Source organism: Allosaccharopolyspora coralli, assembly GCF_009664835.1.
Lineage (GTDB): Bacteria > Actinomycetota > Actinomycetes > Mycobacteriales > Pseudonocardiaceae > Allosaccharopolyspora > Allosaccharopolyspora coralli.
The window spans coordinates 2,708,110-2,721,746 of sequence record NZ_CP045929.1 but is presented as its reverse complement, the minus strand read 5'-3'; the positions used below and the strand labels follow the sequence as shown (position 1 = coordinate 2,721,746).

The window sequence follows — 13,637 nt, the reverse complement described above, 5'->3', positions numbered from 1 at the left end:
TGGGGTGGCTGCGCCGTGGGTTGTCTCCGATGAGTTGTGGGCTCGGATCGAGCCGTTGCTGCCGGTCCGGCCGCCAAGCAGGAGGGGACCGAAGCCACGACCTGATCGCGATGTGTTGCAGGGGATCCTGTTCGTGCTGTTCACCGGGATCGGCTGGGAGGACCTGCCCCAGGAACTCGGGTTCGGTTCCGGGATGACCTGCTGGCGACGCCTTCGGGACTGGCAGGACGCCGGGGTGTTCGACCAGCTGCACCAGGAGTTACTGGGCGAGTTGAACGCTGCCGGTGAGATCGACTGGTCACGTGCATGTGTGGATGCCTCCCACATTCGCGCGAAAAGGGGGGCGCTGCGACCGGGCCGAGTCCCGTCGACCGAGGCAAGACCGGCTCCAAGCACCACCTGATCTGCGATGGCGGCGGTGTTCCGCTCGCGGTGACGCTGACGGGAGGCAACCGCAACGACGTCACCCAGCTCATCCCACTGGTCGACGCAGTACCGCTGGTTCGCGGTCGTCGCGGACACCCACGCCGCAAGCCCGACGTCATCGTCGCCGACCGTGGCTACGACCACGACAAGTACCGCAACCTGTTGCGACAGCGCGGAATCCGCCCACTGATCAGCCGGCGAGGCACCCGCGACAACAACCAACCCGTGCGCTGGGTCGTGGAGCAAACACTGGCCCTACTGCACCAATTCCGCCGCCTGGCCGAACGCTGGGAACGCCGCACCGACATCCACCACGGGTTCCTCGCCCTCGCCTGCGGACTCATCACCTGGCGACGACTCCATGCCCACCACGAACGCACCGCAATGTGTTAGGGGCTCTGAGTCGTTTAGTGATCGCCGGCCAGTACTTCTTCGATGCGTAGCGAAGGCTGGCCCGCACCAGGTGCACGACACACAGTTGGACCTCTGCTTGTGGCCACAACGCAGAGATCGCCTCGGGCAGCCCTTTCACGCCGTCACAGGCGACGATCAGGATGTCCTCGACGCCACGGTTCTTCAGGTCCGACAAGTGGTTCAGCCATCCCTTGGCTCCTTCGCCACCAGTACCGACCCACATGCCCAGCACGTCCCGCTCACCAGCCAGGGTGATCCCGACCGCGATGTAGACGGGACGGTTCGCCACCGCACCATCCCGAATCTTGACATGAATGGCATCAATCAACACAACTGGATACACGCGATCCAACGGTCGAATTTGCCAGGAATTCAGGTCGTCGACCACCTTGTCGGTGATCTTCGAGATCAGCTCACGTGACACCCGTGCGTCATAAATGTCGGCCAGGTGTGCTTGAATTTCCCCGGTCGTCAACCCTTTCGCATACAGGGAGATGACCGTGTCGTCGAAACCCTCGACCCGGCGAGCGTACTTCGGCACGATCTGCGGAGTGAACGTACCGTCTCGATCACGGGGCACGTCGATCCGTACGTCACCCACATCGGTCCGCACCGTCTTCGACGACGATCCGTTCCGCTCGTTGACCCCGAACTTCTCCGCAACGTCGCCTTTCTCGTAGCCAAGATGGTCGTCCAGTTCGCCGTTCAGCGCCGATTCCAGCACCGTTTTGGTTACCTGCCGCAACAGTCCGTTCGGGCCGACCAGCTACACGCCATCTTCGCGGGCCTTGTCGATCAACTCCCGCGCTACCCGAACATCGAGATCGTCATGAGCAGGAGCCGGGCCAGCCGAATCGGCCGCCGTGTCTTCACTTGTCACCATGGATCCTTCCCACCGGAGCCGACCGCTCCAGCATGGTCAAGATCACCCACCACCCACAAGATCACGGACAGCCCCATGATCAAGGGGCGGTCGTGTCGAGTTCGGTGAGGTAGGCGTCGATGATGTCGAGGAATTCGGTGCGGTCGAGGGTGGTGGTTTGGCCGTTGTAGTCGTTGTCGATGGTGACGGCGGCGCGGGTGATGGTGATCGAGCAACTGTTGCCGCCCGCTTCCCACGGCTCGATTCCGGGGGCGCGGGCGTGGTCGCGGATGTCGACGAGCGCGCCGTGGTGGTCGCCGAGGTCGTCGTAGAGGAGTTGGTCGAGGGGTTCGTAGCCGTCGGGGACGAGGACGGTCACCGCGCCGTGTTCGTCGCGGCCGAAGCGGACGGTGCTCATGGTGTCCTCGTTTCGGGTGTCGGTACTGGGTAGGCGGTGGCGAGGTCGTCGAGGGTGGCGGTGGCAAGGTCTGTTCCGGGTCGAAGGAAACCCTGGACTCGGATGCCGCAGTAGGTACCTTGCCATTTGAGTGGCACGAGGTTGCCTCGGCGGTCGTGCGCGGGTTGGCGGGCGGTGAAGGCGGCGCGGATCGCGCGGCGGACTTCGTTGCGGGGCCAGGAGTCGGGGAAGAACGTGGTGAAGGTCTTGCGGGTGGGCTTGCCGTTCGCGGTGTGGCCTTCCACGGTGCCGTGGTAGATCCCGATGTGGTCGGGGTCCTGGGGATCGGTGACGGTGAAGGTGCCGTTGTCGATGCCGCCGGGCCGGTGGTGATAGCCGGTGATCTTGCGGGTGGTGGTGTGGCCGTGGAACAGGTGTTGCTCCACGTCGTTCGGTAGGGCCAGTGCCGCATCGTCGGTGGCCGAGTGGCCCCCGTCGTGGGCGTCGACGGGAACCGTGGCCGGACCGCTCGGAACGACGAGGACGGCCGCGAGGTAGGTCTCGATCGTGGCCGCCACGCGTTCCAGTGACTTCTGGGTGGATGCGGTGAGGTCGCGGGCGCGGGTCAGTCCGTGCAGGGGCGCATCCAGCGCGGACTCGATGGTGCCGCGGGCCTGGGTGAGCGCTTGCACGGCCACCTCAAGTGCTTCAGTCGCGCCCTGGAGATGCCCCACGGAGAGCCCGGATCGGACCCGGCGCAGTGTGTCGGCGAGTTCCTCGATGGACGAAATGCCCCGACCTCCTGCGCTCGCATCCCGTTGGGCTTGGTGTCCACCCGCACCGAACCCTACGAGGCAGGACCGACAGCCAGAACGCACTCACCCCGGCGGGGCTCGTGCGTCCCACGCCCACCACCCCAACCGCGCGGCTACGGGTGGCCGGGAAGGGGTCGGGAGCGCTGCTTCCTGTTCAGCCTTGTGCCTGGTCGTGGTCTGCTGGGCTGCATTCGGGCTGGTCGTGCCGCACGGTGTCGGTCAGGCGTTGGGCGGTGCGTACGGCGGCGAGCATTGCGGAGGTCTGTCGGATGTTGTCGGCCAGCTCGACGACCTCGCGGTGTTGCGCTTCGGCGCGGGTGGGCCAGTCTCCTTCCGCGAGAGTGTCAGCCACGCACAGCAGGACATGGGGGCCGAGTTCCCAGAGCAGGCTGTTGGCGGCACAGGCGGCGATGGCGAGGTTGTCGATGTCGGCGCCGTACCAGGCCACGGTGGTGGGGTCGTGGTCGTTTTCGCGCATGGCTTGGGCGGCGGCGCGGAAATGACTGCCGCTGCCGACGGCGGGGTCCTGTACCCGGGCGCCTTCGTGCGGTGTGTTCATTCGCGCCATCACGTCGGCGATCGCGGTGGGCGTGTAGATCTGGGCGTTGGCTTTGGAGGCGTTGGAGGATTTCAACGAGCCCAGCACCATGCCGAGGAGATCAGCTTCGTACCGCGCTTCGGTACCGGTCAGTGCGATCTGTCCGGCGTGCAGTGCCGCGTCGGCGGTTGTCTTCGCAGCGCGTTGGAGCGTGGGGTTCTCGTCGTCGTGGAAGAGCCATTCCATGAGGGGGTACAGCGCGGGGACCAGGTCCGGGCGTGCCCGCCCGGTCAGGGTGTAGATGTCGGTCAGGGTGCGGCGGAATTCTTCGGGTGTTTGGGCCTGGATCTGTTCGCCGGGGCATGGCTGGGTGTGGTCGCGTGGGTGTATCAGGGCGAGTCCGGCGACCACTGACAGCGGCACGTCGCGTCGTCCGGAGTGATTGCTGGTGTTCCACGCGGTGGCCACGGCCTGGGCGATGGTCATGGTAGCTCGGTCGGGGTGGGGGCACGGACGGAATGCTGTGCGGTGGTTCATCGTTGGGCTCCTGATGCTGGTCGCGCATCGGCGGGGCTGAACCGGTTTCGGGCACACGGGTTCCCAGGGACGAATGGCGACGTGAGCGAAAGTGAGAAGAGGCGACTATTGAAAGGTCAGACGGCTCTGACCCTTGTGGGGGCCGGACTCAGTCAAGAACGTCGTCGTAGTGGGCGACCGTGATGGGCGTGCCCCCGGGCGGAGTGCCGTTGACTCGTGCGATGGAGTGGGTGAAACGACGGTCGTCCGGGTGGCACGGATTGCTCCAGTTGTGTTCACCCGCGAGCGTGTTGATGGCATCCGCCAGAGCGTCCGCACAGTCGTTGTGTCCTGTGTGGATAATGAAGTGCAGTTCCGGTGTGGCCAGCGATTCCCCGGTGTGGACTTGGACTCCGAGCATGGCATCGGAGGGCGTGTTCAGGTGCGCTGTCGCCGCTGCGGTGATCCACACGGCGAGTTGGGTGGGGTCGAGTCCTTGCGTGAGGGGATACTCGGCGCCATAGGTCCGGGCGGTCGGGTGTTCCTGCACGTGCCGATCGGGGCCGACGGTGAGCTGGTGCCATTGTGGATGGTCGTCGGCGTCCCAGAAGAACCACTGGTTGTGGTCGAAGGCGTAGATCATTCGCCGGTGTGCCGGGGGAATCCACTCGGTGCGGCGCGGCGTGCCGTCGGGAACGTCGATTCGGCCGGTGGTCGGTGGTGGCGTGAAGAGGTCGAATCCGGCGACGTCCCAGGCCAGCGCGAACCGTGCGAAGCGCTCGCGTACCTGGGTGGTCGAGGTCGCGGCCAGCAGGAGCCAGCCGATGGGCAGGCGCGCGAGCGCGTCCGGTGCGCGGTAGTTGTCGAAGGCGCCGAGTGGTTCGGCCTGTGGGCCTCGCCCGAGCGTGAACAGGGTGCGACTGTTCTCGGTCATGTCACTGTCCTTGTCTCTACTGAAGGAATCGGTTCTCGACCTCGCCCCGGAGATCCGGTGCCGGGTTGGGGTGTTGCCCGCGGAGGTCGTGGAGCGCGCGGTCGGCGAAGGTCGTCAGCCGTAGGCGCGGCGAGCGGTGCGGCGCGCGCGGTGATGGCATGAAAAAGGGCCGACGGACCCACCCCGGAGGGTGTTGGCACGGTCCGTCGGCCTCTCTCAAATGCCCTGTTGAAAGGGCGCCGTCCCCGAAGGGAGGCATGGGTGAGGGTAGCTCACCGGTTTGGTGAGTGTCCCGTGCCTGTCGTGATGTAGTTGTGGTTGTGCGTGGTCAGCGCCGGTGTGTCGGGCGTGCTCGGGAGCGTGCGACCGCGTCCCAGAGCGCGCTGCGGTGTGCCGGATCGTTGACCTGGTCGGGGTCGTCGGCCGGGAGCGCGCTGAGGTGGCCGGTGATACTCGACGTGCCGCACAAGGCGGTCAGTGCCTCGGCGAGGTCGGTGTCGGCATCGCCGATCAGGTGGACGTGGGTGTTGTTCGCGCGACTGGTGGACAACTCGATCACGCCGCGCGCAGCGAGCCCGGAACGTTCGGCGGCGACCGGGATGAGGGCCAGGTCCGCGCTGTGCAGCAGGTGCCACGTGACGGGTTCGTAGGGATTGGCGTGCACGAGGGTGAGCGTGTGCTGGCCGGTGAGGTCCCCGACGAGTCCGCGTAGTTCCTCGGCGGGGGGCGGTTCGGTGCCCGGGGTGGAGAGCACGCGCAGCGTTCCGCGTGCGGAAGCGGGCGAGTCTAGGACAGCGCCGGTGAGCGTTCGGTGCAGATCGAGGGTGCCGCCGCGTGCGTCGATGACACTGGTGCGCTCGCCTGCGGCAGTGGCGGCTAGTGCGAGGCTAGCGGTGGTGACGGTGCCGATCTCGGCGCCGGGGGTGGGGTCGAGAATCACCACCAGCACGGCCATGAATTCGGTGAGCTGGGTGGCCTGCCGACGAAGGTGTCCGGCTCCGTCCGGGAGGGTGACCACGGTCCGGGCGCCCAGTCCCAGGGCGTGGCGGAGGATGTCGGGCTCGGGGCGGTCGGCGGCGTCGAGGAGCAGCGTCGTCGTATTCGGAGCAGACCACGAAGCCACGCGGTGGCGCAGGCTCGGCGCGGCGTGGGCATCGATCCACACCAGGTCGGCATCCGTCCACTCGCGCCGGGTGACCGATTCCGGGGATCGGGTGACCACACGGGCGCCTCGGGTGTGACAGGTGATCTCGTGGTGAAGCGCGGTGCGGTCGGTGATCAGCAGGATGAATCCAGACATGGCCAGGAACTCCTTTCAGGGCGTACGAACCGCCGCGGGCTCGGGTGTGGCGGTGTTCAGGGCGTGGAGGGCACGCGCGAGCGGGAGAACCGCGTCCGGGGCGACGCGTAACGACACACGGGCGCCCTGGTCGGCGGTGGTGATGCGGAAAAATCCGGTGGCGCGGTCGTCCGGGCCGCCGAAGTGAACCTCGCCGCCCGCTGCGTCGACCAGGCGGGCGTGCGTGATCTCCACCAGGTCGGCGACGACGGCGTCCCGGGCAACCTGCTGTGCCTGATGTTCCTGGCCACGCGTGCGGGCCGCGTTCAGCTCCTCGCGGTAGGCAGGCAGCAATCGCCGTTGCATGTCGTGCGCGATCAGCCGCGCGGGCTTGCTGCGGGAGACGGTGATCTGTGGGAGACGAGCCAGGTCGGTGTGGGCAGTGAGCGCGAACGGCGCCCACGCGGTCAGGATCAGCCGCTGCCGGGCCGGTGCCCTCCAGGTCTCGACGTGAGCCGAAATCTCGGCGTCGTCGGGCCCGTACAGGCGGGCAGTGTGGTCCCCGTGATAGGCGCCGTCGGCGTCGTGGGCAGGTCCGACGCGCCACCCCTTGCCCAACGTGGGGGCAAGTTCGGCGGCCAGTTCGTGCACGGTGCGGGTGTTCATCGGTACGGCTCCTTCCTGGTGTCGTGGGCGGGGGCGCGTGCCCGGCGGCTCGTCGCCCCCGTGACGGTTCGGTGTCAGGACGTCGGGCGGACGGGCATGATCAGGTGCCGGTAGCCGGGGGTGTCGGTGGCGGTGAACACCACGGGCCGGTTCGGGCTGTCCAGGCGCAGCGTCACGGTGTCCCCGGCGAGACTGCTCAACGCGTCCCGGAGGTAGCGGGCGCCGAACAGCACCCGCACGGACTCGGCGACGCCGCCGACTTCGGCGGGGTGCTCGGGAGCGGTGACCGTCTCCGCGTGCTCGGCCAGCACCGGGGCGACCGAGACGCGCCCGTCGGGGTGCAGGGTCACGGCCAGGTGGTGCCCGGCCTGGTCGCGGTCGGCGGTGTAGTGGGACGCCTCCAGCGCGGCCGTAGCGCGCACCGTGGCCTGGGCGAGTGCGCCGCGGTCGGCGCGGGCGCTGGCAGTGGTCTCCGGAAACAGCCGTTCGTACCGTGGGAACTCGGCGTCGACGGTCCGGGTCAGGACGGTGAGATCACCGCAGGACAGCGCGGCCCAGTCGCTCGCCGCGTCCACACCGAGACGGACCCGGTCGCCGGTGCAGTGCTTGAGCACCGACGACAACAACTCAGCGGGCAGCATCACCGACCGGTCTTCAGTCGCGGCAGTGGTGGCGGGAATCTCGGCGACCGCGAGCCGGAATCGGTCGGTCGCCGCCAACGTGAGCGCGCCCGGCGCCGCCTGGACATGCACGCTGGTGAAGATCGGCAGCGTCGCATCCGCGCCCCGCGCGATGAGGACACGTCGTGCCTGCTGGGTGAAGGTCTCGCGGTCTGCCTCCGCCATGCTCGCCGGTACCGTTGGCAGCGTGGGGAACTCCTCGACCGGGTAGGCGGTCAGGGGCATGGTGTAGCCGCCCAACGACAGCACGGCGTGACCGTCCACAGTGGCCCGCAGCGTGACCGGCATCGCGTCGGCCTCGCGCTTACGGGAACCCTTCACCAGCGCGCCCAGCATCTTGGACAGCTCGACGTGGTCCACCAGGAGCGCACCCGGGGCGTTCACCGCGTCCGGGATGCGAACGGACACGACGGTATCGATGTCCGTCGTTGTCAACGTCAGGTGCCCGCCGCGCGACTCCAGCAGGACGCCGCCCAGTAGCGGCACGGCGGGGCGGCGCGGCACACCGACAGCCACGGTGCTCAACGCTTCGGTGAGGGTGGCGCGGTCGGTCTGGCACTCCAGCAGCGCGGCAGCAGGACGGGTATCGGTAGCGGTACTCATGTCACGACCTCCAGAACGACAAGCGAACGAAGTGAAAGGGGGTGCGGGGCGCCCGGCACCGGATCGAGTCCGGGCGCCCGCGCGGGAAACAGGGGTTTAGCTGACCCAGTAGGTGCCGGTGTGGTCCTCGGTCAGATCCACGTGCGGCATCGGCTCACCGGGGTACGGGGTGTGCAGGATCAACCGGCCAGCGTTGGTGTCGGCGTCGTCCGGGATCCGGCGCACGCTGAAGGCCAGCGCGCCGCGCGGGTCCCCGACACTGATCGTGACCGTGATCGAGTCCTCGCCGGGGTCGGTGTGGATCGCGGCACTGTTGGCCCACGACAACGCCACACGCTCCGCCCGATGCGGACCCTCCCCGGCTTCCGGGCCGGTGTCCCCGTCGTGGTCCGGGTCGTCGTCGGGGTCGTATGCCACGCACTCGACGCGGCCGGACTCATCGGCGACGCCGTCGCCATCCTCGATCAGGCGTGCACCGCACGCGGTGCAGCGCCACGCGGTGTCGTCGGCGTTCTCGAACCGGAGCGCCGTGGAATCGTCGTCGAAATCCTGGGTAGTGATCATGTCGCCGTCAACGGCAAGCACAAACATGGAAACCTCACAGAAACAGGCGGGGCAAGGAGAAGGAGGGGCGACCGGCCGCGCGGCGCAGACAGGGCGCGGACGGTCGCCGCGAGGCTCAGAATCGGTTGACGAAGCGCACGGCCTTGCCGCACTCCGGGCACGCCACGTAGGCGCGGGCGCGGTCACCGAAGGGCACACGGACCTGGTCAGGTACCCGGTAGGTCGTCATGTCGGCGCCGTCGGAGGCGTGCAGACGCACGGTGTCGACGGTGTGCCAGCGGTGTCCGCGCGCACACTCGCCGGTGGCGTGGGTGTAGTCGGCCCACTCCTCCAACTCGTCCACGGTCGACCGGTACACCGTCGGCGCCTCGTAGCCGCCCGAGTGGTCGCTTACGGTGATCATGAGGTCGCCCAGTTCACCGGCGGAGAGCACGGTGAAACCGAGGTCGTCGATCAGGTGATCGGCGAAGTTGAACAGGTTGTGATGCCACACCGTGCCGTCGCCGTGCAGCCCCGACGGCAGCTCGCCCGTGCGCGCGGTGATCCACGCCGTGATCACGTCATCGTGCGGCCACTGGTGCCCGTTCTCGTCCATCCACTCGCGCAGGTCGTCGGTGAGGTCCGCGCGGTACTCGCCGCGGTCCGCGATCCACTCGCCGGTATCCACCGACAGCCAACCGTCACCGTGCGACCACGCTTCCACAGAGACACGAGTCATGAGAAATCCCTTTCACGCATCTTGAGAGAGAGCGGGCAAACGGGGTGCCAATCCCTACCCGCAATTTCAGTTAATCTCGGAACTCTCTTTCGTGTTCCTTGCATCTACCGTAGCGCCGGCCGAGGCGCTGAGACAATACCTATCGACCGGAATTTTGGGCCTCGATTCGACGTGTCACCACCCGTGCGCAGCGGCGGCAGACGGCGAAGGAATGGCCACCGAGGCAAGGAGGACGGAGAAACGAATTCGAGACGTCAGAGAATAGAATAAGGAGCATCTATCCAGAACCCTATACGACACAGAGAAGGTGTCCGGCGCTGTCGACAAATTCGTTCGTTTACCTCCCCTTCCGTAGCATTCACACTCCTCTTCCTGTCGTCTACGAGTTCCCGTGGGGTACCGAGGCTGGGCACGCGCAGGACACCCCGCCAAGGCCACTGGCCAGCCACAACACGCGGTATGAGGGGTTCTTGCTTGGCAGGGCAACCGAAAGGACAACGGATCGGACAACCGATAGGTCCCCGGATCGGCCTGCCGGTTCGCGACGGCACCGGGGGCGCGTGCCCTTGCGCACAGCACAGACACATCCCGCAGAAGAATTCCGTCGCCCTATTCCCTAACCGAATCCGATTCCGCACCGCGAGCCGCCGAGATTGTTCGGATGGAACAATGACGTTGCGACTGCACGGGAAAGGGTTCGACTATGCCGCCGAGTACGCGGGGTCAAATTGGCGAACGCGCGGTCGCAGCTCTATCCGGCGCGGTGATTTCGGTCGGCCGCCCGTGCGGTACGAATGAGTATATGGGTTGGCCGGACTGGAAACGCAACAGCTACCACCACCTTCTGCTTATTCGGCATCTTCCCGTTCCCGGCAGCGGGGGCTCGATGTGGTGGGCAGTGGCGCGTGTGGCTGCCGAACTTGCTCACCGGGTCGGTATGGGGATGGGATCGACTGCTCACCGGCCATGACCGAAGCGGTCAAGCAGGTGACGCCGAACAGCATCACCTACATCCTCGGCGACGTCATGCGCCGCACCGGTCCCGGTCGAGCATCCCGGACCGCGACAGCGACCTCCGTCTGATCGAGCGGCCTACTACTGCGGGGAGCGCTGGAGGGCGTCGGCGAGTTGATGGGTGCTGTCGTGGGGGCGTTGGCCGATGTCGGCGAGGGTGGTGGTGAGGAGGTGCAGGGTGGCGTTGATGCTTTCGTGGCGTTGCAAGGTGGCTTGGGTGCGCATGATGTCGCGGTAGACGGCTTCGTTGGTGGGGTCGAGCAGGCGTGCGTGTTCGAGGGTGTGCAGGCGGCGTTCGGGGTCGGTGTCGCGGTAATGGGCGGCGAGGGCGGCTAAGGCGTCGAGGACGGTGCGGTGGGCGGCTTCGCGGGGTGCTTCGAGCCAGGGGTCGCTGAGCCCTGCGGCGAGTTCGCCGTGGTAGCACTGCACGAGGGTGGTGCAGGCGTGGAGTTGTTCGGTGTCGGTGGTGTTGCGGCGTGCGTGGTCGGTGTCGAGCAGGTGCCAGTAGTCGACGTCGACGAGGTCGGGGTTGAGGCGCACGCGGTCCCCTTCGGACAGGACCAACTCGGCCTCGGCCTCGGGCTCGGAGTGGTCTAGGTGGGGACGGAGTGCTTTGCGGACTTGGGAGACCGCGGCGTAGAAGACGTTGAACTGGCGGGTTCCGAACGTGTCGGACCACAGCGCGGCGCGCACGGCTTCGCGGGTGGTGCCCTGCGGGTGCAGGGCGACGAACAGCAGCAGCTTGGTCTGTTTGCGGGTGAGGCTGCTGGTGAGTTCAGACGGTTCGCTCGTGCCGTCACGGTGGATCAGCCTGAGACGCCCCAAGATGCTCAACCCCAGCGGCCGACGCTCGTCGTCCACGGCCTCGTCGGCCTCGTTCCACGCCGAGAAGGCAGGCAGATCCGGGGCGGCGGGTTCTGGCTCCTGCTGCTGGCTCAATGCCGTCTCGCGCTCCCAGCGATCTGGGATGGGCGTCTCGTCGGTGGGTTGGGCGGGCGAGCATGGTTCGTCGATGACGTGGTCCTCGACGTCCGGCTCAGACTCGGTGACACCCGCTTCGGAGGTCGGCGTCGCAGTGACCGTGTCGAGCGCTGTCTCGCGCGGAGTCTCAGTGTTGGCCGGCTGAGCACGTCTCGGGGCGAGAGAGATCGAGTGGACAGCGGGAACGGGACCCTGGTAGCCGCACTCCGCAGCAGTGTCGGCGCGGCGCGCGGGACGTCGGCGGTGGTGTTGGTGCCAGGCTGCGGCGGTCACTGCGGCCAGCGCCGCGCTCGTGGTGGCGGCGAGTGCTTCGGCACCAGGATCCGCTACCGCGGCGTCGTGCTGAGACGGCTGGGATCCGTCGGGCACCGGGGCGGGCCGCGCGGCGTTCGCTGGGGGCGTCGTGGGTTGTGGTGTTGGTGGCGGTTCGTCGGCGGGTTCGGGTGGGGTGTAGTCGGGGACGAGTAGTTGCCATCCGGGCAGCAGGATGTCGGGGTGGGCGAGGGTGAGTCCGTCGGGTTGGGTGCGTCCGGCGTTGAGGGTGAACAGCTCGTCCCACTGTTCCGGGTCTCCGAGTTCCCGTTCGGCCACTGTGGACAGTGTGTCACCGGGCTGCACGGCCACGGTGTAGGTCGGCCCAGCGCCGCCGGTTGACTCAGGGAGGGTGAGGAGTTGCCCGGGTTCGAGGTGGTTGGGGTCGTCGATGTACGGGTTGTGCTCGACGAGGGTGTGCCAGTGGTCGGGGTGGCCGAGGTGGATGGCGGCGATGCTGGTGAGGGTGTCCCCGGGTTGGACGCGGTAGGTCGGCTGCTGATCGTCGGGGGTGCTGGGTGCGGGCGGGTCGGGGTGCCCGCCCGCACCCAGCGGGGCGGCGACGTCGCTGCGTTCGGGGGTGCGCTGCGCATCGCCATGCTCGGGTTCGATGCTGCGGGTGATGGTGGGGTTGTTGGGTGTGGCGTGGGCGGGTGCGGCGATGCTGGTGAGCACGAGGGTGGTCAGCAGGGCGGTGACCCAGCCGCGTGGGCCGGTGCGTTGGTGGAAGTGGTGGGCGCCGTGTCGGGCCAGCGCTGCGAGGTCGCAGACGGTCCACCACACCGCAGCCGCCCAGGTGCTCCATCCGGCGCCGAGCACCGCCAGCAGCACGAGTCCGGAGAGCCCGAGGTCCAGGCGCAGCGCGTGGTACGTCTCGTATACCCATCCGCGCCATTGCTCGGTCAGCGGCGCCGCGAAGGGCCCGGTGTCGGCTGGGGGCCAGGTGATCATCACGGGTGGGACGAGCCCGGCGAAGACGCTCAGTAGAGCGGGGGTGGCGACGAGCAGGGCGCAGATCCCGGTGGCTGCGGCGAGTCGTCGCACGAGCTGGCGGGTGTGTCCGGTGTGGAGTGTCATCGCTGGGTCCTGGGTGTACTGGTGGCCACGGTGAGGTCGGCGGTGGCCTGGCCGGTGACGTGATGGGTCGACCACAGCAGCCCGATCGCCGCCGGAGACTGATGGGTCACGGTGACCCGCACCGTGGAGCCGTCGAGGCCGACGGTGCCGGTGTGCCCGGCCGCAGCCAGAGAGCGCCGTGCTGCCGTGGTGGCGGTGCTGCGGTCGAGGGTGACGGTTGGGCCGCGAGTGTCGACGGCGGCCAGGGCGGCGCGGGCCGTTTCGGTGGCCACAGCATCGGCCCGCGCTTGGGCACGCAGCCGGTCGGTGCCGTCGACCACGAGCGCGAACACCAACAACAGGCACGGCACGAGGACGGCGAGCAGCACGCTGACCGAGCCGGTGTCGCGGTGCGGGTGGCGTGTCATGTGCGCCCCCGAAACGGATCAACCGTGCTGGTGAACGACGTGGACAGCTCGATAACACCGGGAATTCCGGGGAGTAGGAGATCGCCGAGGGGGACGGGGCAGTCCAGGGTCACGGTCACGCGGCCAGTAGTGCCCGCGCGGGTGCCGAACCCGCTGGTGTCGACCTGTGTGGTGTGGCCATGGCAGTGCAACGCCTGGTCGGCGAGCCCGTGGAGGGCGGTGTCGCGGGCTGTGGAGACGGCGGTGGTGGGGCTGCGGGCCAGGGAGGCGGAGCGGGCGGCGGCGGTGACGGCGTGGTCGAGCGCGGCGTGGGCGGTGACGATCCGCGCCCCGGCGATCACCAGCGCGAGCACCAGCAGCACAACGGGGGTGAGCACGGCGAGTTCGATGCTGGTCGCGCCGGTGTCCTCGCGTGCGGTTCGGGTGGTCATGGC

At 68.0% G+C, this 13,637-nt stretch carries 13 protein-coding genes and 1 pseudogene; 1 reads left to right on the top strand and 13 read right to left on the bottom strand.

Annotation, left to right across the window (positions count from 1 at the left end; genetic code table 11):
- Positions 1–4: 4 nt before the first annotated feature.
- Positions 5–819 (top strand): IS5 family transposase gene (locus GIY23_RS12940; protein ID WP_187351868.1). Its coding sequence is split into 2 segments (ribosomal slippage): positions 5–335 and positions 335–819, totalling 816 coding nucleotides; the frame shifts between segments, so codons are not numbered across the junction.
- A gap of 4 nt (positions 820–823) precedes the next feature.
- Here GIY23_RS12940 and GIY23_RS12935 read toward each other — a convergent pair.
- The 13 genes and pseudogenes from GIY23_RS12935 to GIY23_RS12875 form a co-directional block, all read right to left on the bottom strand.
- A pseudogene (locus tag GIY23_RS12935) lies at positions 824–1,723 on the bottom strand (IS256 family transposase); the annotation flags it as partial.
- 79 nt (positions 1,724–1,802) lie between these two features.
- Positions 1,803–2,120 carry a hypothetical protein gene (locus tag GIY23_RS22650; protein WP_187351867.1) on the bottom strand — a complete coding sequence of 106 codons (318 nt, stop codon included), beginning with the start codon at positions 2,118–2,120 and terminating at the stop codon, positions 1,803–1,805.
- A complete protein-coding gene (locus GIY23_RS12925) occupies positions 2,117–2,797 on the bottom strand; it encodes an EndoU domain-containing protein (protein WP_187351866.1) in 681 nt (226 codons plus the stop codon). The genes GIY23_RS22650 and GIY23_RS12925 overlap by 4 nt, the downstream gene beginning before the upstream one ends.
- Before the next feature lie 271 nt (positions 2,798–3,068).
- The gene (locus GIY23_RS12920) at positions 3,069–3,938 is read right to left on the bottom strand and encodes an N-6 DNA methylase (RefSeq protein ID WP_154076891.1); all 870 of its coding nucleotides are present in this window, start codon (positions 3,936–3,938) and stop codon (positions 3,069–3,071) included.
- A 199-nt stretch (positions 3,939–4,137) separates the two neighbouring features.
- Positions 4,138–4,902 (bottom strand): hypothetical protein, encoded by a 765-nt coding sequence (locus GIY23_RS12915; protein WP_154076890.1) that lies wholly within the window; start codon positions 4,900–4,902, stop codon positions 4,138–4,140.
- Between the two features lie 328 nt (positions 4,903–5,230).
- Positions 5,231–6,202: a hypothetical protein gene (locus tag GIY23_RS12910; RefSeq protein ID WP_154076889.1), complete on the bottom strand. Its 972-nt coding sequence runs from the start codon at positions 6,200–6,202 to the stop codon at positions 5,231–5,233.
- Positions 6,203–6,217: 15 nt separating this feature from the next.
- Positions 6,218–6,847: a hypothetical protein gene (locus tag GIY23_RS12905; protein WP_154076888.1), complete on the bottom strand. Its 630-nt coding sequence runs from the start codon at positions 6,845–6,847 to the stop codon at positions 6,218–6,220.
- Between the two features lie 74 nt (positions 6,848–6,921).
- The gene (gene dnaN, locus GIY23_RS12900) at positions 6,922–8,130 is read right to left on the bottom strand and encodes a DNA polymerase III subunit beta (protein WP_154076887.1); all 1,209 of its coding nucleotides are present in this window, start codon (positions 8,128–8,130) and stop codon (positions 6,922–6,924) included.
- Positions 8,131–8,226: 96 nt separating this feature from the next.
- A complete protein-coding gene (locus tag GIY23_RS12895; RefSeq protein ID WP_154076886.1) occupies positions 8,227–8,721 on the bottom strand; it encodes a hypothetical protein in 495 nt (164 codons plus the stop codon).
- 88 nt (positions 8,722–8,809) lie between these two features.
- Entirely contained in the window at positions 8,810–9,412 is a 603-nt protein-coding gene (locus GIY23_RS12890) for a hypothetical protein (RefSeq protein WP_154076885.1), read from the bottom strand.
- 1,095 nt (positions 9,413–10,507) lie between these two features.
- Positions 10,508–12,796 carry a LysM peptidoglycan-binding domain-containing protein gene (locus tag GIY23_RS12885; protein WP_154076884.1) on the bottom strand — a complete coding sequence of 763 codons (2,289 nt, stop codon included), beginning with the start codon at positions 12,794–12,796 and terminating at the stop codon, positions 10,508–10,510.
- Positions 12,793–13,203 carry a hypothetical protein gene (locus tag GIY23_RS12880; RefSeq protein ID WP_154076883.1) on the bottom strand — a complete coding sequence of 137 codons (411 nt, stop codon included), beginning with the start codon at positions 13,201–13,203 and terminating at the stop codon, positions 12,793–12,795. The genes GIY23_RS12885 and GIY23_RS12880 overlap by 4 nt, the downstream gene beginning before the upstream one ends.
- Positions 13,200–13,634, bottom strand: a complete 435-nt coding sequence (locus GIY23_RS12875) for a TadE/TadG family type IV pilus assembly protein (RefSeq protein WP_154076882.1) — start codon at positions 13,632–13,634, stop codon at positions 13,200–13,202. Before GIY23_RS12875 ends, GIY23_RS12880 begins: the two co-directional genes overlap by 4 nt.
- Positions 13,635–13,637 lie beyond the last annotated feature (3 nt).

Coding starts and splice junctions, on each gene's coding strand:
- GIY23_RS22650 (WP_187351867.1), bottom strand. CDS start 2,120: ATGAGCACCGTCCGCTTCGGCCGCGACGAACACGGCGCGGTGACCGTC.
- GIY23_RS12920 (WP_154076891.1), bottom strand. CDS start 3,938: ATGACCATCGCCCAGGCCGTGGCCACCGCGTGGAACACCAGCAATCAC.
- GIY23_RS12915 (WP_154076890.1), bottom strand. CDS start 4,902: ATGACCGAGAACAGTCGCACCCTGTTCACGCTCGGGCGAGGCCCACAG.
- GIY23_RS12910 (WP_154076889.1), bottom strand. CDS start 6,202: ATGTCTGGATTCATCCTGCTGATCACCGACCGCACCGCGCTTCACCAC.
- GIY23_RS12905 (WP_154076888.1), bottom strand. CDS start 6,847: ATGAACACCCGCACCGTGCACGAACTGGCCGCCGAACTTGCCCCCACG.
- dnaN (WP_154076887.1), bottom strand. CDS start 8,130: ATGAGTACCGCTACCGATACCCGTCCTGCTGCCGCGCTGCTGGAGTGC.
- GIY23_RS12895 (WP_154076886.1), bottom strand. CDS start 8,721: ATGTTTGTGCTTGCCGTTGACGGCGACATGATCACTACCCAGGATTTC.
- GIY23_RS12890 (WP_154076885.1), bottom strand. CDS start 9,412: ATGACTCGTGTCTCTGTGGAAGCGTGGTCGCACGGTGACGGTTGGCTG.
- GIY23_RS12885 (WP_154076884.1), bottom strand. CDS start 12,796: ATGACACTCCACACCGGACACACCCGCCAGCTCGTGCGACGACTCGCC.
- GIY23_RS12880 (WP_154076883.1), bottom strand. CDS start 13,203: ATGACACGCCACCCGCACCGCGACACCGGCTCGGTCAGCGTGCTGCTC.
- GIY23_RS12875 (WP_154076882.1), bottom strand. CDS start 13,634: ATGACCACCCGAACCGCACGCGAGGACACCGGCGCGACCAGCATCGAA.